This window comes from Methylomonas sp. TEB (genome assembly GCF_047777895.1).
Classification (GTDB): domain Bacteria; phylum Pseudomonadota; class Gammaproteobacteria; order Methylococcales; family Methylomonadaceae; genus Methylomonas.
Genome location: NZ_CP180476.1, coordinates 4,366,977 through 4,387,855, shown reverse-complemented (window position 1 = coordinate 4,387,855; position 20,879 = coordinate 4,366,977). Strand labels below are relative to the sequence as shown.

The 20,879-nt window shown below is 53.3% G+C and carries 19 protein-coding genes; 14 read left to right on the top strand and 5 right to left on the bottom strand.

Annotated elements, in window-relative coordinates:
* Positions 1-440 precede the first annotated feature (440 nt).
* From ACMXD4_RS19845 to ACMXD4_RS19835, 3 genes are all read right to left on the bottom strand, one after another.
* Positions 441-4,088 carry a pyridine nucleotide-disulfide oxidoreductase gene (locus ACMXD4_RS19845; protein WP_415879161.1) on the bottom strand — a complete coding sequence of 1,216 codons (3,648 nt, stop codon included), beginning with the start codon at positions 4,086-4,088 and terminating at the stop codon, positions 441-443.
* Positions 4,089-4,136: 48 nt separating this feature from the next.
* Positions 4,137-5,066 carry a protein translocase subunit SecF gene (secF, locus tag ACMXD4_RS19840; RefSeq protein ID WP_033157829.1) on the bottom strand — a complete coding sequence of 310 codons (930 nt, stop codon included), beginning with the start codon at positions 5,064-5,066 and terminating at the stop codon, positions 4,137-4,139.
* A gap of 98 nt (positions 5,067-5,164) precedes the next feature.
* Positions 5,165-6,622, bottom strand: coding sequence for a TrkH family potassium uptake protein (locus ACMXD4_RS19835; protein WP_171697502.1), 1,458 nt, complete (start codon positions 6,620-6,622; stop codon positions 5,165-5,167).
* Between the two features lie 278 nt (positions 6,623-6,900).
* Between ACMXD4_RS19835 and ACMXD4_RS19830 the strand changes: the two genes are divergently transcribed.
* Together ACMXD4_RS19830 and ACMXD4_RS19825 are read left to right on the top strand one after the other, a co-directional pair.
* Positions 6,901-7,422, top strand: coding sequence for a phosphatase PAP2 family protein (locus ACMXD4_RS19830; protein ID WP_415879160.1), 522 nt, complete (start codon positions 6,901-6,903; stop codon positions 7,420-7,422).
* A complete protein-coding gene (locus ACMXD4_RS19825; RefSeq protein WP_415880849.1) occupies positions 7,422-8,462 on the top strand; it encodes an MJ1255/VC2487 family glycosyltransferase in 1,041 nt (346 codons plus the stop codon). Before ACMXD4_RS19830 ends, ACMXD4_RS19825 begins: the two co-directional genes overlap by 1 nt.
* A 7-nt stretch (positions 8,463-8,469) precedes the next feature.
* On the opposite strand, the gene ACMXD4_RS19820 is transcribed toward ACMXD4_RS19825, so the two are convergent.
* Positions 8,470-9,498 (bottom strand): efflux RND transporter periplasmic adaptor subunit, encoded by a 1,029-nt coding sequence (locus tag ACMXD4_RS19820; protein ID WP_415879159.1) that lies wholly within the window; start codon positions 9,496-9,498, stop codon positions 8,470-8,472.
* Between the two features lie 166 nt (positions 9,499-9,664).
* On the opposite strand from ACMXD4_RS19820, the gene gcvH reads away from it, so the two are divergent.
* The 10 genes from gcvH (at position 9,665) to ACMXD4_RS19770 (ending at position 16,860) form a co-directional block, all read left to right on the top strand.
* Positions 9,665-10,048, top strand: coding sequence for a glycine cleavage system protein GcvH (gcvH, locus tag ACMXD4_RS19815; protein WP_415879158.1), 384 nt, complete (start codon positions 9,665-9,667; stop codon positions 10,046-10,048).
* 9 nt (positions 10,049-10,057) lie between these two features.
* Positions 10,058-10,417: a diacylglycerol kinase gene (locus ACMXD4_RS19810; protein WP_033157835.1), complete on the top strand. Its 360-nt coding sequence runs from the start codon at positions 10,058-10,060 to the stop codon at positions 10,415-10,417.
* Positions 10,418-10,520: 103 nt separating this feature from the next.
* On the top strand, positions 10,521-11,453 hold the full coding sequence (locus tag ACMXD4_RS19805) for a carbohydrate kinase family protein (protein ID WP_033157836.1): 933 nt from the start codon (positions 10,521-10,523) through the stop codon (positions 11,451-11,453).
* Positions 11,450-12,265 carry a nucleoside triphosphate pyrophosphohydrolase gene (mazG, locus tag ACMXD4_RS19800; RefSeq protein WP_171697505.1) on the top strand — a complete coding sequence of 272 codons (816 nt, stop codon included), beginning with the start codon at positions 11,450-11,452 and terminating at the stop codon, positions 12,263-12,265. The genes ACMXD4_RS19805 and mazG overlap by 4 nt, the downstream gene beginning before the upstream one ends.
* Before the next feature lie 100 nt (positions 12,266-12,365).
* Complete coding sequence (locus tag ACMXD4_RS19795) at positions 12,366-12,758, top strand: hypothetical protein (RefSeq protein ID WP_415879157.1); 393 nt, start codon at positions 12,366-12,368, stop codon at positions 12,756-12,758.
* A gap of 104 nt (positions 12,759-12,862) precedes the next feature.
* The gene (msrP, locus tag ACMXD4_RS19790; RefSeq protein WP_101054328.1) at positions 12,863-13,792 is read left to right on the top strand and encodes a protein-methionine-sulfoxide reductase catalytic subunit MsrP; all 930 of its coding nucleotides are present in this window, start codon (positions 12,863-12,865) and stop codon (positions 13,790-13,792) included.
* Between the two features lie 2 nt (positions 13,793-13,794).
* Positions 13,795-14,427, top strand: coding sequence for a sulfite oxidase heme-binding subunit YedZ (locus tag ACMXD4_RS19785; RefSeq protein ID WP_165786374.1), 633 nt, complete (start codon positions 13,795-13,797; stop codon positions 14,425-14,427).
* A 41-nt stretch (positions 14,428-14,468) separates the two neighbouring features.
* Positions 14,469-14,984, top strand: a complete 516-nt coding sequence (locus ACMXD4_RS19780) for a hypothetical protein (protein ID WP_415879156.1) — start codon at positions 14,469-14,471, stop codon at positions 14,982-14,984.
* Positions 14,985-15,065: 81 nt separating this feature from the next.
* Positions 15,066-16,163 carry an IS5 family transposase gene (locus tag ACMXD4_RS19775; protein ID WP_415878136.1) on the top strand — a complete coding sequence of 366 codons (1,098 nt, stop codon included), beginning with the start codon at positions 15,066-15,068 and terminating at the stop codon, positions 16,161-16,163.
* Positions 16,164-16,530: 367 nt separating this feature from the next.
* Complete coding sequence (locus tag ACMXD4_RS19770) at positions 16,531-16,860, top strand: hypothetical protein (protein WP_205800421.1); 330 nt, start codon at positions 16,531-16,533, stop codon at positions 16,858-16,860.
* A 94-nt stretch (positions 16,861-16,954) separates the two neighbouring features.
* Here ACMXD4_RS19770 and ACMXD4_RS19765 read toward each other — a convergent pair whose 3' ends face one another.
* Entirely contained in the window at positions 16,955-17,404 is a 450-nt protein-coding gene (locus ACMXD4_RS19765; RefSeq protein ID WP_101054322.1) for a hypothetical protein, read from the bottom strand.
* Between the two features lie 512 nt (positions 17,405-17,916).
* On the opposite strand from ACMXD4_RS19765, the gene ACMXD4_RS19760 reads away from it, so the two are divergent.
* Together ACMXD4_RS19760 and ACMXD4_RS19755 are read left to right on the top strand one after the other, a co-directional pair.
* Entirely contained in the window at positions 17,917-19,008 is a 1,092-nt protein-coding gene (locus ACMXD4_RS19760) for a hydrogenase small subunit (RefSeq protein WP_020483432.1), read from the top strand.
* Positions 19,008-20,804: a nickel-dependent hydrogenase large subunit gene (locus ACMXD4_RS19755; protein ID WP_415879155.1), complete on the top strand. Its 1,797-nt coding sequence runs from the start codon at positions 19,008-19,010 to the stop codon at positions 20,802-20,804. Before ACMXD4_RS19760 ends, ACMXD4_RS19755 begins: the two co-directional genes overlap by 1 nt.
* The last annotated feature ends 75 nt before the right edge of the window (positions 20,805-20,879 follow it).

Here is a 20,879-nt window from a genome sequence, read left to right as displayed (position 1 = left end):
TCAGATTAAGGGCTTGTGCTGCTTGTTCTGCGTCTGCCCAAGCTATTAGTGGTGAGCAGGTGAGTAAAATGAGTAGAAGGATGCGCGAAAACACGGGTGAACTCCTTTCAATAACTGGGTGCTGGACAGTCACGGTAGGGAGTGAGTTCCTCGACCGTGACTGCTTTTGCCGTGCCCGCTTAACTACGGGTTTGGCTATCACGATAGTACAAAGTTTGTAACTTTACAGCGAGTGTAGTTTAGCATCGCTAAAGCCCGGATATTCCGCAAGGAATGCTTGGGTTTTTATGCTTAACCCTGCCATTAAATCCAATATATTCGTCACTCCCGCGCAGGCGGGAATTCGTTAAAGCCTTTTGTCTCTGGCCTTTGCGGGAGCGACGATATGGATCGGGTCTGTAGTCTACCGGGGATAGGCTTAAAGTCTGCCTATCTTGTTATCATTGGGCTTCGAGTAAATACGTCAGCCAGAGTGAGGACAGTTTTTCCTGTACCGTGTTTTGCCGCAGACGGGCTGCCAGATTCGGGAAATCCACATAATCCAGTGCCTGATCCTGGTTGTAACAAGAATACATAAAGCTCTCTTCGCCGCTTTCCGGATCCACGTGTTTGCATAAGCATTGGGCGCAGACGCCTTTCATCATGCATTGCATCGGCGAGTTGATTGAGCCGACCGCCTCGTGGCCTTCCTTCAAATACGGTTTTAAAGCGGCAAAGCGTGCGGCTTTTACCGCTGCCATCATCCTATCTGAACCGATGACGATCAGATGATCGACGTCCTGCAGACGAATGCTGGTGTCACCTAATTTTCCGGTGGCGTAAGACACCATGGCTTCGACGATGTTGCCGACGAAGGTTTTATCCTGTGGCCGAGTGACCGGGATCGCTTCGTTGCCGGGTCTGTCGTCTACCGCCCAAACAATCACGTCGGACGCTTCTTCGATTTCAGGAACCTTGAACAAGTCTTCGCTGTTACGGTAACCGGCGAAATACAGCACCTTGTTACCGGCATTGCGCATGGCTTTACCGATTGAGAACAATACCGCGTTACCCAAACCGCCGCCCAGCAGCAAAACGGTTTTGCTGGTTGGGATTTCGGTCGGGGCGCCGGTCACGCCCATCAACACCAGCGGATCGCCGACTTTCCAGGTTGCGCATAAGCGGCTAGAGCTGCCCATTTCTAGGGCAATCAAAGACACCAAACCTTTCTCTTTATCAACCCAGGCGCCGGTGAGTGCTAAACCTTCGGCGGCTAGCGTGGTGCCTTCGACTACAGGAGCCAGTGATTCGTAATTTTGCACCCGGTAAAACTGGCCGGGCTCAAAATGTTTCGCAGCGGCGGGCGCTTTGATGACCACTTCGATGATGGTGGGTGTCAGACGATTCACTTCGACGACATGCGCCAGGAAAGTCGCATCCAGTCTGTCCTGTAAGTCGCGTAACTGCGCATCGCGTTGCGGTTGTTGCGCGGCATCCAATCCAGCAAGCTCGTTGGCAAACAGTTGAACGATATACGGATAACCGTCTTTCGCGCTGGCCATGGCTTTTACCACGTTGCCGGCATAAACCGGATGGTTGTCGCCATAGAAAGTGATGTAGCGGCCGTTGCTGACATAAGACGTAAACGGTGCCGGTTTGCCCACTTTGACTTGCGCTTCATCGGCCATCGGCGCCAGTTGCGCTTTGCCGTCCAACCAGTCGGGCTCGTGACGTTTGTAGAATTTGCCTTCCATCGCGAAAGTGCGCGGATGCTCGGATTGGTAGATCGTGTTGGGTGCGGTGCCGGCGGCGATGAACAGGCCGCGCAGCTTCACTTCCACTTCATCGGTTTTGCGCCATTTACCGTCTTGCTCGGTCAGTCTCTCAAAGCGTACGGCTTGTAAATGGCCGTATTGGTCTTCGATCGCTTCCAATGGGCTCATGCCTTCGGCTAGGTAAATGCCTTCAGAGAGTGCTTCGTGAATCTCTTCGTGGTTTTGGCGGTAAGCGGGTGAGTCTTTGATGCCTTTGCGGTAGAACAGCGTCACGCCGCCCCATTGTTTCAGGAAAGGCAGGAAGTTAGGTGTTTCACCAGCGGCGGCGGCGCGTTCACGCTCCTGTTCGATGACGCGGCCATGCGCCAGGAACTCTTCCAGAATTTCCAGTTCTTCACCATCGTAACGGCTGCGCACCGCCGCTTCGCCGTATTTGGCCACCAGTTTTTCGTAGCGATGCAAAATCTTGCTGACTTGGCCGGGGTAGTAGGCGAGTAATTCGGTGGTGGTATCGATGGCTGTCAAGCCGCCGCCGATGACGCCGGCCGGTAGCCGAACTTGTAGATTAGCCAGCGAGGATTCTTTAGCCGCGCCGGTCAATTGCAGGCCCATCAAGAAGTCTGACGCTTTGCGGATACCACGGGTCATGTTGTTTTTCAGATCGATCACCGTTGGTTTGCCGGCGCCACTGGCAATGGCGATGTGGTCGAAACCCATCTCCCAGGCTTCATCGATAGTGATGGTGCCGCCGAAACGCACGCCGCCGTAGCATTTGAAAGCGTTGCGGCGCAGCAAAGTCAGGTAAATGACTTTCAAAAAGTTTTTATCCCAACGCACGGTAATCCCGTATTCGGCCACGCCGCCAAAACCCAGCAACACACGTTTATCCAGGTCTTCGTAAAGGTCTTGGAAGTCCATGATAGGCATCGGCACGTTGTCGCGGTCGCCGGTCAGATGCAGGGGAAGTGGCTCGATTTTCAATGCATCGATACCGACCACGCCAAAGCCTTCGTTCAGCAAGTAGTGCGACAAGGTATAACCGGCCGGACCCATGCCGGCCACCAGCACGTTTTTGCCGTTATACGGTAGGGCGGTAGAGCGCTTGACATTCAGCGGATTCCAGCGAGTCAACAGGCTGTAAATTTCAAAACCCCAAGGCATGAACAATACGTCTGTCAGCACATTGGTTTCGATTTGCGGAATATTCACCGACTCGGTTTTTTGATAAATACAACCGCGCATGCAATCGTTGCAAATCCGGTGGCCGGTGCCGGGGCACATCGGATTGTCGATGATGATCATCGCCAGTGCGCCTATATTGTCGCCTTGGCGTTTGACCACGTGCATCTCGGAGATTTTTTCTTCCAGCGGGCAGCCGGTCATCAGTGCGCTCAAATGATTGGTTTTGAACGTACCGTCTTTTTTGTTCTTGATGCCTTTCGAGCAGGAGTCGTTATCCCGGTCGTGGCAGTAAATGCAATGATCGACTTCATACAACACCTGGCGCTGTTTGAAGCGCTTGTCGGTCAAGGCAAAGCCGTCGCGGCGGCGATGATGGTGATCGTCGCAAGCCCAGACGTCATAGCCGTTTTGCGCCACTGTCTCGTGGTCAACCAGATTGTCCAGATTGGTTTTTTCCGGCACCTTGAAACTCACCCATTTGGCGACATAGGCTTGTAATTCCGGGTCGTGTTGGGCGGCAAAGCTCCAGCGACGGACGATGTCCAGCAGGCCGGCTACCAGGGCAGCAGCACTGTCGTAGCCGGTCAATTGGTCTTTGAACGCGGCAAGCTCGGCATCAGTAATGTCCGCCTGTTGCGACAAGCGCCATAAATCGGCACCGAGTTGGCTAATCGCCAATTCCGGGTCAGCTTGGAATAAATCCTGTTTGTCAGCAGCGGTCAATAAGCCATTCAGTTGGGCGCTAAGTGCGGCAATATCCCAGCCTTCGATGGTTTGACCTTTGAAAAGCTTGTTCAAATTGCCAACGATTTCTGTGCGATAAACAAATATTGCGTCGAATTCGCCGCGAATATGGTCGATTTGTTGGGCGCGCACATCGCTGACATTGAATAAACGCGCGACGAAGGTACCGACTAGCGGTGCCATTCTTACCAACAATTCGGAAACTTCCTCGGGCTTCATGCCTTCGCCGCCGCAGGCGCGGTAAGCAGTAATTTCCGCAAACAAGGCGGCATCGTGTTGCTGTACCGACTGATCGAATACCGTCAACAAATCAGACAGGCGTTTGGCATCGTACAAGTCTTTATAGGCAAAGCCGGGGATGCCGAGGGTGAGTTGGGTAAGGTCGCGAGTATTAAGCTTTTGTGTCATCAAGTTATTCCGTGAGCGTTCGCTTGAAGTGATAAATGAAAATTCGGGTTAAGGCATGTCGTCGACGACGCTGTCTTTGGCGGGCGGCATCAGGTCGTCGCGGCTCAAGCCCAGGCTCAAAGCGAGCGAGCTGGCGATGTAAATCGACGAGTAGGTGCCTTTAACGACGCCGATCAGCATAGCAATCGCAAAGCCGTGGATGGTTTTGCCGCCGAGGAAAGCTAGGGCCAACAGTGTTAAGAAGACGGTTAACGAGGTCAGAATGGTCCGGCTCAGCGTGTCGTTCAGTGCGGTGTTAACGATGTCGTTGATTGATTCCTTGATGCGACTGGTGCGGACGGTTTCACGAATCCGGTCGTAGACCACGATGGTGTCGTTGATGGAATAACCGATCAAGGCCAAAATTGCTGATAACACGGTCATGTCGAATTCCCAGCCAAATACCGAGAAAAAACCCATCGTGATGATACTGTCGTGGAATAAGGCAGCGATCGCGCTCAAGGATAATTTCCACTCAAAGCGAATGCTGACGTAAAACATGATGCCGACAAAAGCGAAGAACAGGGCCAGGCCGCCATCGTTGACCAAGTCATCGCCCACTTGCGGGCCGACGAATTCCACGCGGCGCAGTTCGCCGGGTTGGCTTTGGCTGCTGTTAGCGACATTTAGCACTTTTTCGCTAAGCTCTTTTTGGCTGATGTTTTCTACCGGCTTCAAGCGGATTAACACGTCAGCCGCGCTACCGAAATGTTGCAGATTGGCATCGGCGAAGCCTTGTTGCTCCAGCGTGCTGCGCATCTTGTCCAGATCGGCGGCTTGGTTGTAATGCAATTCGTAGACGCTGCCGCCGGTAAAGTCTATGCCCAGATCCAGACCCTTGACGAAAAATGAAACAATGGAAATTAACAACAGCGTGCCGGAAAAGTAAAAGGCCAGCTTTCTTTTACTAAGAAAATCAATATGTGTAGCGGAAGTCATGCCAATGTTCCTGATAAGTGGTGAGTGTTGCGATCCGGTCACGCTAAGTCTATGTTGTTTTTATAGAGGGCTTGCGGACGATAAGGCGACGAATTGTACTATTTTCTCCAGAAAGTGGGTGTAAAAAGCACGATTAGCGTAAAGACTTCCAGACGGCCGAGTAACATGGTTATTGCGCAAATCCAGGTTTGGAAATCACTGAGGCTGGCGTAACTATGTGATGGGCCTAGCTGGTTTAGGCCGGGGCCGGCGTTATTAATACAGGCGATTACGGCGCTAAGGGCGGAAATCGGGTCCAGTCCGGTAAAGATCAGGGTGAAAGTCATCACCACAATCGAAATGAAGTACAGAAAAATAAACGCCAGGACGGCGAAGATGATTTTGTTGGCAATCGGCGTGTCGCCAATCCGAATGGGATTGACCGCGCGGGGATGCAGCAGGCTGAACATTTCCCGTCCTGCCTGTTTCCAAAGCAGTAGGGTTCTGAACATTTTGATGCCACCGCCGGTTGAGCCGGTGCAGGCTGTGATGCAGCTTAAATACAGCATCCACCAAGGGACAAAGGGTGGCCATGTGTCGTAATCGATGCTGGCGAAGCCGCAGTCGGTGGCGATAGAAACCAGGTTGAAAGTAACATGACGCAGAGAAATGAAAAAATCCGGGTAAATATCGAAATGCCAAAGATAGCTGCTGCAAAGTAAGGTACTACAGGCTATGACACCCAGCATCGGTATCGCTTCCGGGTCGGACAAATACGGCTTAAGGCTGCGATTATGCAGTACCGTGTAATGTGTCGCGAAATTCATCGCGGCGATCAGCATGAAAATAGTCAGCACCAGTTCGATAGCTGCCGAATCGTAAAAGCTGATGCTGGCGTCGTGCGTCGAAAACCCACCCAGTCCGAGAGTGGAAAATGAGTGGCAGATGGCGTCGAACCAACCCATGCCGGCCAAATTCAATGCCAGGATACAGGCTAAGGTGGCGCCGGCGTAGACTAGCCAGAGCAAGCGGGCGGTTTCGGTGATGCGCGGGGTGATTTTGCTGTCCTTGACCGGGCCAGCGATCTCGGCTTTATACAACTGCATACCACCAACACCCAACAACGGCAAAATTGCCACGGCCAGGACGATGATGCCCAATCCACCTATCCAGTTTAGCTCGTGTCGCCAGAGGTTCAGTGACGGGGCCAAATTGTCCAGACCGACCAATACCGTGGCGCCGGTGGTGGTAAAGCCGGAAACGCATTCAAAAAAAGCGTCCGTGAACGACAGGCCGGGTATGCCCCAAATCAGCGGCAATGTGGCCGCGGAAGACATCAATACCCAGAACGAAGCTACCAGCAAGTAGCCGTCTCGGGTTTTCACATCGCCGCGAAAGCGCATGGTCACGCCGGAAAGCAGACTGCCAATCCCTATATTCAGTGACATGCCGTTTACAAAGTGATCGACCATGCCATCCTCGAAATACAGCGAAGTGGCTATGGGTAGCGCGTAGGTCACGCCGAAGACCATCAAGATCAGGCCGAGTACAAAACCTATAGTGCAAAAACGTTGCATAGTGCCCTGATTAAAACCGAAAAGGTTTTGCCGTGTTGTTATAGATCGCCGGTCTCGAACGCGCCAAACAGCCAAGCGCGCCGCAGCCGGCAATTGTAACAAACAATCGCCGAAATGGGCCTGTCACATAAGCTTAAACAAAGCTTCATATTGTTGTCACAAAGCATCTCTAAGCTGGTCTCGTCATCAGGGATCAACGTGAAACGGAAAATCGAAGATTTTCAACTGCTGCGTGAAGGTCGCGGTCGACGCGCGCGGCAAACAACGAGGGCCAGACCATGAAGCTGATTTACTCCATTCATAAGTACGACGTGACGATGTTTACCTGGTTGAACAGCGTTGCCATCCATGCCTACCTAGTGCGCTTTTGCCGCATGATTTCCCGCACCGCCGACGGTTTTCTGTACGTCATTCTCGCGGCCTGGCTCTATTGGGATCAAGGGATCAACGATGCGTTATTGCGGGCCATGATATTAGCGTTTCTAATCGAAAGACCGGTCTATACGCTGCTAAAAAAAGGCTTTAAACGCAACCGTCCGCAACAAGCGCTGCAGGATTTCCAGAGCGTGATTACGCCATCGGATCAATTCAGTTTTCCCTCCGGACATACTTCGGCCGCATTCATGGTGGCAACTTTAGTGGGCTATTTCGCGCCTGCGTTGCTGCCGGTTCTTTATGTTTGGGCCGCGCTGGTCGGTTTTTCCAGAGTGGTTTTGGGCGTGCATTTTCCCACCGACACGCTGATGGGCGTGGTCTTGGGGGTTAGCGCGGCAATTTTTAGTCTCAATTACATTTTATGATGAAAATTTTTTATGGCGTGCAAGGCACGGGCAATGGTCATATCACCCGCGCCCGAGTGATGGCGAAAGAACTATACGCGGCGGGTTTTGATGTGACCTTCCAATTTACCGGCCGGCCGGCGGACAAATACTTCGACATGGAAGTCTTCAACGGCTATCAGGTTAAAACCGGCTTGACCTTTAACACCCATAACGGCCAGGTCAGTTACGTGAAAACCGCGCTGGAGGCGAGTCCGATCCGTTTTATCAGAGACATCAGCAGCCTGGACTTAAGTGCTTACGATTTGGTGATCAGTGATTTCGAGCCGGTCACAGCCTGGGCGGCAAGGCGGCAAAAGAAAAAAGTCTTGGGTATCGGCCATCAATACGCCTTTGGACACAAAATTCCCCGCGCCGGCGGCGATCCGATTGCCGAGCAGGTGATGAAGTATTTTGCCCCGGCGGACATCGGCATAGGTCTGCACTGGCACCATTTCGGCCAACCGATTTTGCCGCCGATTATCGAAACCCCGGCGTTTCCGCAAAACACCCAGGCCAATAAAATATTGGTGTATTTGCCTTTCGAAGATCCGCAAGTAGTGGTTAAGCTGCTGTGCCCATTCGAAAATTTTGAGTTTCATGTTTACTCGCCGGAACCGGCGGTGTCGAAATATCCGCACATAGTTTGCAAGCGACTGTCCAGAGCAGGTTTCCAGCGGGATTTGTACGATTGCGCCGGCATCATCAGCAATGCGGGCTTCGAATTGGCCAGCGAGTCCTTGCAATTGGGCAAGAAGATTCTGGTCAAGCCCCTGCACGCGCAAATGGAGCAGATTTCCAACGCCGAGGCTTTAAAGCAACTGGGCTACGGTCATACGATGTTCGATCTGGACGACGCAGTAATCGAAGACTGGCTGCACAATCCACATGCGGTGCATGTCACCTATCCCAATATCGCTAAAGTGATCGTGCAGTGGCTCCAGGATGGCATGCCGGCGATGGATGCGGAGTTTACCGAGCGGGTGTGGGAATCGGTCCAGGTGCTGCAGATACGACACTAGGCCGGCGCTAATCTTTATCTTCGTCGGGTATCAGTCCTTTCAACTGCTGCGATAACAGCGTTTGCGCGCCAGTGGTGACGATTTCTTCGCCGGGCCGCAAATCGTCGGCCACGAAATAACCCTGGCTAGTGCTGCTGTATTGCTTGAGCGGCCGGCGACTGAAATGCTCGGCATCGGTTTTGATAAACACAAAAGCTTGGCCCAGATGCCAGACCAAGGCTGGTTGCGGGATAGTGACGCCGCTACTGACTTGGCCGCCCTCCGGAACCCAGGCGGTAATATGGGTGCCGAACGGCAGTTGGCAGTCCGCACACTTGAAAAAATAACGCGGACCTTGCGATACCGGATCGACTTGCGGGGCGGCGGAAATCAGCTCGGCAGGCAAGGCAGCTTGGCGCTGGCCGCGTTCGTGGATATGAATAAGCTTGACGCCGGGATCGAGCCGGCTATTCGCGGGCAGGGTGATTTGCAGTAACTGGGCGCGATGTTCCAGCAGTTGCATGGCGTTTTTATCCTGAGCATGGGTAAACCAGTTGCTCAGGGTGTCGCCCCACACTAGGCGGCTGTTGGCGGCGATCAGTTGTTGCTGGTAGCTGTTGGCGGCCAGATTGGCTTTGTCAGCCTGCCAGATCGCTTGCTGTTCCTGCAGGCGGCGGGTGGAAACGATGTCCTGATGATGCAGGTCTCGGGTGCGATTCAGGTTTTGCGCCGCTTCGCTGTAACGGGCTTGGGCGCTGTCTTGCTGGGCGCTGGCGGCCAGGAATTGCTGGCGGATGCTCAGCAGCGGTTCCGGGTTGACCACCGTGCCGTAAGCGGCAAATTCGGGCGTTTGTTTAACCGCTACGAGTGTTTGGGTTTGAATGCCGGCTAGCTTTTGCGCGGCGCTGTCTAGCTGTAACACATCGGGGGCGACATTGCTGCCGGCCGGTTTCGGTTGGGCGGTGCGTGTGGGGGCGTCGTCATCGTCCGCCTTGGCGGAGGTCGGAGTCAGGCTAACAAAGCCAAGCCAGCCTGCTAGGAAAAGTGCTATTCGCATGAATTTTGTTAAATGTAGTTTGACGTCTTAATGGCCGAACTTGTTGTAAGTGCTCCCCATAGAGTTGGGATTATAAAGTTTGGGCTGACGTCTGTAATTTTTTGTTGTGTTAAAAAAATAGCCGGTTATCCTTTTGGATTACTGTCACGGCTTGAGGGAAATGCAAATGAGTGAAACACCTGAAAATTTGAAATATGCGCAAACCCATGAATGGGCCAAGCTGGAAGATGGCAATGTCGTGCGCGTCGGTATTACCGACTTCGCCCAGTCCGAATTGGGCGACATCGTTTTTATCGGCTTGCCGGATGTGGGTCGGGTCGTGAAGGCGGGCGAACAGCTGGCGGTGGTGGAATCGGTCAAAACCGCTTCCGATTTGTTCAGCCCGGTCAGCGGCAGCGTGGTTGAAGTCAACGAAGCGGTGACGGACGAGCCGGAGTTGGTAAACGACGGCGCGTATCAAACCTGGCTGTTTTGCATCAAAGCCGATAATCCGGCGGAACTGGAACAATTAATGGATGCCGATGGTTATCGGACCCTGATCGAGGAGTAGGAATAAGTAATGGCAAATCAAAATGCAAAGGGACTTAAGCGGCTGATTAACGCCTGCTTTTTTTCGGTCGCCGGTTTCAAGGCCACCTGGCAGCACGAGGAAGCGTTTCGTCAGGAAGTGGCCTTGTTCGTGGTGACAACGCCATTGGCAATTTGGCTGGGGCAAACCGCCATCGAAAAAGTCTTGTTAATCGGCAGCGTGGTTTTGGTGTTGCTGGTGGAGTTGCTGAATTCCGCGGTAGAAGCGGTCGTGGACAGGGTCGGTTTCGAGCATCACGAGTTATCTGGACGCGCCAAGGACATAGGCTCGGCGGCAGTCATGTTGTCCTTGATTTGGGCCGGCGTGACCTGGGCGTTGATTCTTTTGTAAGGGATAAAGGCAAGGAGAGCGGCTGATTTTGTCGCTTTCGTCTTGTGCCTGTTTCAAACATCCGTTACCTTAAGGCGGCTAAAATCGTCAAACAAGGATAATAATGAGTGCATTGATCTGTGGCTCCATGGCCTACGACACCATCATGGTGTTTCACGACAAATTTAAACATCACATCCTCCCCGAGAAAGTACACATGCTTAACGTGTCTTTCCTGGTGCCGGCCTTGCGCCGCGAATACGGCGGTTGCGCCGGTAACATTGCTTATAACCTGAAATTGTTGCAGGAAGAGCCGTCTATCATGGCGACCGTCGGCCACGATTTCGAACCCTACGCCCAATGGCTGAGCCAATGCGGCATTTCCAGCCGTTATATCAAGGTGCTGGACGATCATTACACCGGTCAAGCCTATATCACCACCGATGTAGACGATAACCAAATTACCGCTTTCCATCCCGGTGCCATGAGTTTTTCGCATTTAAATACCGTGCCGTCTGACTCGGGCATTACCATTGGTATCGTCTCCCCGGACGGTAAGCAAGGCATGCAAGAGCACGCCCAGCAATTCGCCGAGCAAGGCATTCCGTTTATTTTCGATCCCGGCCAAGGCATGCCGATGTTTGATGGCGAAGAATTGTTGGCGTTCCTGGAACTGGCTAATTACGCCACCTTTAACGACTATGAGTCGGAGTTGATGCAGCAGCGCACAGGCCTGACGTTGGAGCAAATTGCCGAAAAAGTCGACGCCTTGATCATCACCTTGGGCGGTAACGGTTCCAAGGTATACACGCGCGGCGAAGTGATCGATATTCCGCCCGCCAAGCCCAAACAACTGCTGGACCCCACCGGCTGCGGAGACGCTTATCGGGCTGGTCTGCTGTATGGTCTGATCAACGATTACGATTGGGATGTTACCGGGCGGATTGCTTCACTGTTGGGCGCGATCAAAATTGAGCACAATGGCACCCAGAACCACACCTTCACGATGGCGGAGTTCAAAAAACGCTATCAGGATACCTTCGGTTCGACATTTTGAGTTTGACGAAAACCCAGGAATTGCTGGCGTTGATGGCCCGCTTGCGCGACCCGGAGAGGGGTTGCGCCTGGGACGTCAAGCAGGATTTCCATAGCCTGATTCCCTACACCATCGAAGAAGCTTACGAGGTGGCCGACGCCATCGAACGTAACGATTTCGACGATTTACGTGGCGAATTGGGTGACCTGTTGCTGCAAGTCGTGTTTCACTCGCAAATTGCCGATGAGCGCGGTTTGTTCGATTTCGAGCAAGTCGCGGCGGCAATTAGCGAAAAGCTGGTGAGTCGGCATCCGCATGTGTTTGCCGAGGTTAAATTCGATACCGATGAGCAGCGCCAGCAAGCCTGGGACGAGGCCAAAGCGCAAGAACGCCGTTTGAAACAGCCTGCGCAGCACACCGAAAGTGTGTTGGCCGGCGTCGCGCAAAGCCTGCCGGCGCTAGTGCAATGCGAGAAAATCCAAAATCGTGCCGCTAGCCACGGTTTCGATTGGCCGGAAACCGAGCCGGTATTCGACAAAGTGCGCGAGGAGTTGCAGGAAGTCCACGAAGCTTGGCAGTCCGGCGATCAAGCCCATATCCAGGAGGAAATCGGCGATTTGTTGTTGGTGGTCGTCAATCTGGCTCGGCACCTGAAAGTCAATCCGGAAATCGCCTTGCGCGAAGCCACTAAAAAATTCACCCGCCGCTTCAATTACATCGAAAAGCAAGTGGAAGCCTCCGGTCGCGAGCTGCGCGATTGCGAATTGGCGGAACTGGACGGCTTATGGGATGAAGCCAAACGTCACTTAAAGCAATTGCAGCCCCATGGCTAGTCGGCGTAGTAGTGATTCCAGTCGCCCGATATACCTGGCGTGTTATTTGAGTTTGCTTTTTAGCGTTTGGGCATACAGTGAAACAGCCGCGGCCGAATTATTGGGCACAATCTCAGACGACACCGCGCCTATTGTTAGGCCGCTAGAACCTAAAACCGGTAAAAACGAAGACCGGAAAATTATCTATCGAGTCATTTGCTCACCTGAAGATCAAGACTTGCCGGACTGCGACCGGGCAGCCGTTGATGACGGCAGCGACGCTGCCATATTGCCGATGCCGGATTTGCCGCCGGATAGCGCGGATCTGGCAGAGCAGTCTGCGCAAACTGACGCCGCGAAAGTGACAGCGGAGGAAAATCCACGGAAATCCGCGCATAAAAAAGTCGCCAAGTCCGCAAAAAAGACTGCTACAAAAAAGACTGCTACAAAAAAGACTGCTACAAAAAAGGCGGCAGCCAAAAAGTCGGATAGCAAGAAAAAGCCACACAAATAGAGCGTGGACGACCGCAGCAAAGCCCATGGTCTGATTTTGCCGCAAGCGGAACTGCTGGCCCGGTATACGGTCGAGTGGTTCTAAACTTTTCACGAGGCGTCCCCATGAAACTTCCCGGCATCCCCGCAATTCCCGCTTCCGAAATCACGCCGCGCGAGCTGTTTTACCAGCGCCGGCATTTCATGCAGTTGGCGCTTGGCGGATCTGCCGCTTTGCTGGCAGGATCTGCTGTTGGCGGAGAAAAACTGGCAAGCAGTCTCTCCGAAGCTTACGGCTTGACCGATAAACTGACGCCTTTGGAAGATGTCAGCCAATACAATAATTTTTACGAATTCGACACCAGCAAGGAAGGTCCGGCCAAAATGGCCGGCCGTCTGACAACCCGGCCCTGGACGGTAAGTGTCGAAGGCGAGGTCCGCAAACCCAAACAATTTGCCATCGAAGATTTGCTGAAATTGGCACCGATGCAGGAGCGCATCTACCGTCTGCGTTGCGTGGAGGCTTGGTCGATGGTCATCCCCTGGTTGGGTTATCCCTTAGCGGAGCTGTTGAAACAAGTGGAACCGACCAGCGAGGCGCGTTATGTGGAATTCGTCAGCTTGCACGACCCCGAGCAAATGCCCGGCCAGCGGCGGGCGGTATTGGAATGGCCGTATCGCGAAGGCCTGCGGATCGATGAAGCCATGCATCCCTTGGCTTTGCTGACTTTTGGTTTGTACGGCGAAGTCTTGCCCAATCAAAATGGCGCACCGGTGCGTATTGTCGTGCCGTGGAAATACGGTTTCAAAAGCGCCAAATCCATCGTCAAGATTCGTTTGGTCAAACAGCAGCCCACGACCAGTTGGATGCAAGCCGGTCCAAATGAATACGGCTTTTATGCCAACGTCAACCCGGCAGTCGATCACCCCCGCTGGAGCCAAGCCAAGGAACGCCGCTTGGGCGACTTTCTAAAACGGCCGACCTTGCCGTTCAACGGCTATGCCGAGCAAGTAGCCGGTTTGTATACCGGGATGGATTTGACTAAAAACTTTTAACTATGAATTGGAAAGCGCTTGACGATAGTCACCTGCGGAGTCTAAAACCGCTGGTGTTTTTGGCGGCTTTGCTGCCCCTGGGGTTATTGCTGACGGCGGCCTGGCAAGACCAATTGGGTGCTAATCCCATCGAAAAAATCACCCACAATACCGGTTATTGGACCTTGACGTTTTTGTTGATCAGTCTGGGTGTCACGCCGCTACGGCAGCTAAGCGGCGCAAACTGGTTGGTCCGGCTCAGGCGGATGCTGGGCTTGTTTGCATTTTTTTATGCTTGCCTGCATTTTTCGACGTATTTGGTTTTGGACCAGTTTTTCGATTGGTCGGCTATTGCTAAAGACATCCTGAAACGTCCTTACATTACTGTTGGTTTTGCGGCGTTTTTGCTGCTGATTCCGCTGGCGGTAACCTCTACCAACGCCATGCAGCGCCGGCTCGGCGGCAAAAACTGGAAACGCTTGCACGGTTTGGTTTACCCGATTGCCGTTGCCGGCGTGGTGCATTTTGCCTGGCTGGTCAAAAAAGATCTGAGCCGGCCCTTGCTGTTCGGCGGCATACTGGTTTTGTTACTGGTTTTACGCTGGTTTTATAAAATTAAATCGGCCCGTTTACGTCGATCTTATTCGTCGATTTAGGCTAGGCTTACACGTTTTACGATTTGCAAAGGGATGCTCAGTTGCAAACCATCAGACCGAATGTCATCGATTTTGAAGCCTCCGGGTTTGGCTTCGATAGTTATCCTATCGAAGTGGGCGTGGTATTGGGAAACGGGCAAAAATATTGCGCGCTGATCAAGCCGGCCAGCGATTGGACTCACTGGGATGCGCAGGCTGAGTGCGTGCATGGGCTCAGTCGAGAGATCTTAGTCAATTGTGGAAAACCCGTCGCCCTGGTGGCCAGCGAATTGAATGATTTTTTAGCCGGTAAAACGGTGTATAGCGATGGCTGGGTGGTTGATAAGCCGTGGTTATCTCGCTTGTTTTTTCGCTGCGGCGTACAGCCGGGTTTTTATCTCAGCGCGTTGGAAATGATATTAAAAGAAGCGCAGATGGATATCTGGAGCCAAACCAAACGGCAAGTGATTCAGGATATGGCCTTGTTGCGGCATCGGGCCAGCACCGATGCCTTAATCATTCAGGAAACCTATGCCCGTACCCGGCAATTGATCAGCGGTGGTTTAGCAGGCTGGTGAAAAACTCGAAAAGCCAAGTAAGCTAAGGCATAGATGAGGGGCCAACTGTTAAAATAGGCTACCTAAATTTGGAGCCTTTCAATGCGCGGACACGATGCCATTCAAAACAGCTGGTTCAGCTATGTTAGCCTGGAAGACCGTATTCCCAAACAGCATCCGTTGCGTCGTTTACGGCTACTGGTTGATGGCGTATTGGCCTCTATGGATGCCGTCTTTGCCGAGCGTTACTCGCACACAGGCCGTCCCTCGATTGCCCCTGAAAAACTGCTGCGCGCCTTGCTGTTACAAGTCCTGTATACGGTCCGTAGCGAGCGTCAGTTGATGGAACAACTGGACTACAACCTGTTGTTTCGCTGGTTTGTCGGTCTGGGCATCGACGACGCCGTGTGGGAACGCACAGTGTTCAGTGCCAACCGCGAACGTCTGTTGTCTGAAGCCCTGAGTCGCGAATTTTTTGAGCGGGTACTGGCCATAGCCGAATGGCAAAATCTGGTGTCCGACGAACACTTCAGCGTCGACGGTAGCCTCATTGAAGCCTGGGCCTCGCACAAAAGCTTCGTCAAAAAAGATGGTAGTGGTCCCGATAAACCCGCCGGCCGCAATCCCGAGATCGACTTCAGTGGCGAAAAGCGCAGCAACGCCACCCATCAAAGTACAACCGATCCCGAAGCCCGGCTTTACAAGAAAGGCGAATACACCGAGGCCAAACTGCGTTACATCACCCATGCCTTGTCCGAGAATCGCAACGGCCTGATTGTCGATGTCGAAACCACACAAGCCACCGGCACCGCCGAAATCGAAGCCGCGCAAAAAATGATCAAACGCCGCGTGCCCCAAGGTGGCAGCGTCGGTGCCGACAAAGGCTATGACCAACCGGCGTTCGTCAACGGACTCGAGTCCCGTGATATCAAAGCCCATGTGGCCCGCAAAAAGATTGGCAGTGCCGTCGACGGCCGCACCGCGCGCGGCAAAGGTTACGCCCAAAGTCTCAAGCGCCGCAAAATCGTCGAAGAAGCCTTTGGCTGGGTCAAAACGGTCGGCGGCCTGCGCAAAACCCGTCACATCGGCTTAGCCAAAGTCGCGGGTCAGGCCTTGTTTTGCTTTGCCGCCTACAACCTGACGCGCATGCTCAACCTATTGGTGTTCACGCCGAAACCGGCGTGGAGTGCACCCGCCTAGGGTGAAGTTCGCCTGAAAACCGTCCACAGACGGCTTCAGGCGAATAAAAAGCCCTTGAAACCGGGGCAAAACGCTTGAAACTCGATGTCATGACCGATTTCAACTCGAAAAAATCACGAACATCGTGGGTAAGGGGAAATATCGGCGGGTTTTTCACCAGCCTGTTAGCGCCGGCTTGATCTTGGATTGATTGTTAAAATTAGCTTCTTGGCGCTAACGAATCTGCCTAAAGTTGATAACTGGCCTTGGCCTTGATAGCCTATGCCGCCGGTCGAAGCTTAGCGGCGTATGCGGCGGAAAAGAATTAGAGCCAGGGTTGGCGCCAACCCGATAATTATAATAAACGAGAAAATCGAGAGCTCGCATCATGAAACTGGAAACCCAATTTAGCAATCAACAACTCAAACGTATCAACGTCCAGGGGATTTTGTACATGTGTTCCTGCCCGTCGCAAGTGGGCGGACAGATTGATAGCTTACGTAAACTGTTTGATTACCAAGCCCATTGTTCAGAGCGCAGCGGTAGCGAGGTGCAAACCCGGGTGCATCAACGGATTGCCGATGCCACGCAACAAGCCCATTTGATCATGGAAGAATGCCTGAAAGATGTGCTGGAGCTGGAAGGCTGGGATCCGGAAACCCTGGAAATGCCGGCCGGCCTGCGGACTTTGCTGGAACAAGAGATAGACGGCGAATAAGCCAGAGCCGACAGTTCCTTTGCCGGGAGTGTGAGCGGATGAATCTCTAGGCTAGGGATTGTTTATCCGAACGGCGGGCGCGAGGCACTATTCCTCATTGCCCGTATTTCTTTTCCAATTCCCGAGACAGGGCGTCGGCTTCTTCATCGGACATATTTTCCAATTCCTGCAGGCTTTTGCCGGTTACTTGTTTTACCGCCGCCGCGCCTTGGCCTTGGCTAAGCGCACTGCGAGCTTCCTGAGCCAAGCGATTGGCCTCGTCTGTGGTTTGTTTGATCTTGGCGTCGTACAAACGATTCACTTCCGCATCCGATTTACCCTTGGCTGCCGCCCCCAGGTTTTTGCGTTTGCTGTCCATCATTTCCTGGTTGCCTTTGGCATTCGCGGCGTCGATCATTTTTTGCGCCTCCCGCTGCTTGACTTGTTCGGCGCGCTGTGTGGCTTCCCGCTTTGCTTGTTCTTGCGCTTCCAGTTCCGGGTCCCAATCGGCCAAGACATGGGTGTTACATAAAGTCAGTAACATGAGCATGATAAAGCGGTTCATAGGGGCTCCTGGTGTTGTTTCAGCTTAATTATTTTGGGTTGGTCCAGTCTCAAAGGCTTTGCGGACGTTTATTCACTGTAGCCGCCCCTCCTCAGACCTGTCAACCAAGTGCTGAGAGGTTTTTCGCCGCCATTCTTAACTCAACCTCAATGTCGTATTTCCGCCAATTTCGCGTGGTTTTGTGGGCTTTGTTGCTTAGCAGACAGGAGTAGAGCAAGGTTAAATGCTAATTGTCCCACGATCTTAAAGATTTTAGCGCTACCCGCTGATCGGCATGGATGTTGCTAATGGATGGCGGGGCAACGCCGGTCTTAAACGAGCAGGATGTTGTCGTCCAAATAATAACAATCAAAGGTTTTCAACCGTTTGCGCAAATGGTGGACGGCACAGCTGCTTGGGGCGGTTTTGAAAACTTGCTGTTGAAGGTCTGGATAACAACAAGCAACGCCTCAGCTCGCGTGCCGTCGTCAAGCCAGTCACTTCGATTAGCCATAACGACGACTGGAGTATCCATGATCGAAACCTTTTACGATGTGATGCGCAGGCAAGGCATCACCCGCCGCAGTTTTCTGAAATTCTGCAGTTTAACCGCTGCCTCGCTGGGCTTGTCGCCGGCTTTCGCGCCGAAAATTGCCCATGCGATGGAAACCAAGCCGCGGATTCCGGTGTTGTGGTTGCACGGCCTGGAATGCACCTGCTGTTCGGAATCCTTCATCCGCTCCGGTCACCCGTTGGCCAAAGACGTGATTTTATCCATGCTATCGCTGGATTACGACGACACCATTATGGCTGCCGCCGGCCATAACGCCGAAGCCATCGTCACAGAGATCGTCGAAAAATACAAAGGCAATTACATCCTGGCCGTGGAGGGCAATCCGCCGCTGGCCGAGGACGGCATGTATTGCATTATTGGCGGCAAGCCCTTCGTTGATCAGCTGAAATACGCCGCAGAAAGTTGCAAGGCCATCATTTCCTGGGGTTCGTGCGCTTCCTGGGGTTGCGTACAAGCCGCCAAACCCAATCCCACTCGCGCCACGCCGGTACACAAAGTACCCGGTTTGGCTGACAAGCCCATCATCAAAGTCCCGGGTTGCCCACCGATTGCGGAAGTGATGACGGCGGTGGTGGCCTACTTATTAACGTTCGACAAATTGCCGACCCTGGATAAACAAGGCCGGCCGCAAATGTTCTACAGCCAGCGCATCCACGACAAATGCTATAGACGGCCGCATTTCGACGCCGGCCAGTTCGTCGAACAATGGGACGACGAAGCCGCCCGCCAAGGTCATTGCCTGTACAAAATGGGTTGCAAAGGACCGACCACGTATAACGCCTGCTCCACAGTGAAATGGAACGAGGGCACCTCCTTTCCGATTCAATCCGGCCACGGCTGTATCGGCTGTTCCGAGGATGGCTTTTGGGATAAAGGTAGCTTTTACGACCGCCTCACCGGCATCAATCAATTTGGTATCGAAGCTAACGCCGATGTGGTCGGTGGCACCGCCGCCGCGATTGTCGGGGCCGGTGTTGCCGCGCATGCCGGTTTGACCGCTTTAAACAACGCCAAACAAGCCGGGGATAAACAACCAGGAGCGCAGCAATAATGACAGTCCGAAACACCCCCAACGGTTTTAACTTAAACGATGCCGGCCGCCGCGTCGTGGTCGATCCGGTGACCCGCATCGAAGGCCACATGCGCTGCGAAGTCAATATCGACGACGACAACATCATCCGTAACGCCATCTCCAGCGGCACCATGTGGCGCGGGCTGGAAGTGATTTTAAAAGGCCGCGATCCGCGCGACGCCTGGGCCTTCGTGCAACGTATTTGCGGCGTTTGTACCGGTACCCACGCCTTGACTTCAGTGCGCGCGGTCGAAGATGCCTTGAAAATCAAGATCCCGGAAAATGCCAATTCGATCCGCAACATCATGCAGCTCAGTCTGCAAGCGCACGATCACTTGGTGCATTTCTATCATCTGCATGCTTTGGATTGGGTGAATCCGGTCAATGCCTTGAAGGCCGATCCGGTAGCGACTTCGGCTTTGCAGCAACAGATTTCGCCGAGCAATCCCAAATCTTCGCCCGGCTATTTCCGCGATACCCAAAACCGTCTGAAAAAGTTTGTCGAATCCGGTCAGCTTGGCCCGTTCAAGAACGGCTACTGGACCAACCCGGCCTATTTGCTGCCGCCCGAAGCTGATTTGCTGGCGGTCACCCATTATCTGGAAGCGCTGGACTTTCAAAAAGACATCATGAAAATCCGCACCATCTTCGGCGGCAAAGATCCGCATCCGAATTGGCTGGTCGGCGGCGTGCCGTGTGCGATCAATCTGGACGGCGTCGGCGCGGTCGGTGCGGTGAACATGGAGCGCTTGAACCTGATTTCGTCGATTATAGACCGCACGATTACCTTTATCGACCAAGTCTATATTCCAGATCTACTGGCGATTGCGCAGTTCTACAAAGGCTGGATGTACGGCGGTGGTTTGGCCGGTGCCAGCATGCTCTCTTATGGCGACATCCCGGACCATGCCAACGACTATTCCGCCGCCAACTTGCTGATGCCGCGCGGCGCGATCATCAACGGCGATCTCACGAAAGTCCATGAAGTGGACTTGACCGATCCCGAGCAAATTAAGGAATACGTACCGCACTCCTGGTACAAGTACCCAGACGAAGCACTGGGTTTGCATCCTTGGGACGGCATCACCGAACCGAACTATAAAATCGGCGCCAAAACCAAGGGCGACCGCACCAATATCCAGGAACTGGACGAAAGCGCCAAGTATTCCTGGATCAAAGCCCCACGCTGGCGCGGCCATGCCATGGAAGTGGGTCCGTTGGCGCGCTATGTCATCGGCTATGCGCAAGGCAACAAAGAAATGACTGAGCAGATCAACTTTGTCCTGAAAACTCTGGACGTGCCGGTCAGCGCCTTGTTCTCGACCTTGGGCAGAACCGCTGCGCGTGGTCTGGAAGCGCAATGGGCCGCCGGCAAGATGCGTTATTTCATGGACAAACTAATCACCAATCTGAAAACCGGTGATCTCAGCACGGCTAATGTCGAGCGTTGGGACCCGGAAACCTGGCCGAGCAGCGTCAAAGGCGTCGGTTTCACCGAAGCCCCGCGCGGTGCTTTGGGTCATTGGCTTAAAATAGAAGATACCAAGATCGCCAACTATCAATGCGTGGTGCCGACCACCTGGAACGGTTCTCCGCGCGACGAGCAAGGCAATATCGGTGCGTTCGAGGCTTCGTTGATGAACACTAAAGTCGAGGTGCCGGACGAACCGGTGGAAATTTTGCGCACGCTGCATAGTTTCGACCCTTGTCTGGCTTGCTCAACGCATGTGATGAGGCCGGACGGTACGGAATTGACACGGGTGAAAGTCCGATAACCATAAAAATGTAGGGCGGATAAGCGTAGCGCATCCGCCTTTTTTAAATTCCATGGTGGATGCGTTTGCCTTATC